This is a genomic window from Dellaglioa sp. CoH-55-MRSF-7 (assembly GCF_056782235.1).
This window is the reverse complement of record NZ_JBXAYI010000019.1, coordinates 1-1004: the sequence shown is the minus strand read 5'-3', so window position 1 is coordinate 1004 and position 1004 is coordinate 1. Positions and strand designations below refer to the sequence as shown.

2 protein-coding genes are annotated in these 1004 nt (G+C 50.5%); both read right to left on the bottom strand.

Annotation, left to right across the window (positions count from 1 at the left end):
* Positions 1–189: hypothetical protein (locus AC1RPU_RS07595; protein WP_481769579.1), on the bottom strand; the 189-nt coding region annotated here is incomplete at its 3' end.
* 2 nt (positions 190–191) lie between these two features.
* The coding region (locus tag AC1RPU_RS07590) for a hypothetical protein (RefSeq protein WP_481769578.1) at positions 192–1004 on the bottom strand (813 nt) is incomplete at its 5' end.

The following is a 1004-nucleotide window of genomic DNA, read 5'->3' as shown; positions in this document are numbered from 1 at the left end:
GAACGGACTGTCCTTCATGTTTCCGATCCACGGAACTTCACCCTGATCAGTTTCGTATAGACCCGGAACTTTAGCCTGTACACGGCTCATCCCAGTGGTGTCATTATTGGCGGTGACCGTTCCCAAGTAGTACGAATTACCGTAGTTTTCGGTGGCCGCCACGCTAGCATTCTGTGTCTTGAATCCCATGATTAACCCTGCGTATACTGACTATCGGTACCAACACGGGTGCCCAATATCTTTTCGGCATAGGTGCCACCGGTTATGTAAATGGCACGCCCAACTACTGCACATGTGCCTGCGTACGCCTTATCAGTAAGGCTGTACTCCTGATCAACTATGAAGGACATAGTATCGAGCGGTTGGAACTGTGTAGGACTCTGAACCAAAAATTCTACGTCCAGCGAGTATAGGTTTGCGTACCGAAGATTCTGATACAGGGCCTGCTCATAGTTGGCATGTGTATTACCAACGTCTATACCACTGAATGTCTGATATCCGCGTACCACCTTCTCTTTAACCGATAGGTTATATAGCGGAGCGCTGGCATCAGGTCTGAATTCGAGCGTGTTTATCTGGGTGCTCGGAACGTCAGTGATCAACGATTGGGAATACCTACTATTCTGATAGCCAGTCATCTTGTTGTTCATGCCGGACCGGGCTATGGGCCTATAGTCCATAGCGGTAAACACTCCGGACATAAACTGACCGAGCACAAGGCGCTGTGAGGGCTGTGGCGGCGGCAGCGTGATAACCCCTGAGTCGAAGAACAGATATTTGCCAATCCTGATCGAGACGCGGTTCTTAAGCTTCGTGTTCCAGTAGGCAGCAGTACCCATGCTCGGGTTTACCGTGGCATCTGCCGGTACCGTATTGTTGGCTCCATCATTCGAGTTCTGCGACGTGTTGGTCAGCGACCCTGCCTTTGGCGTTATGCCTACAGCCCTCAGGAAATTGGTTACGTTATCACTGCCAAGCACACCATTGACGACTGACCCAATAGA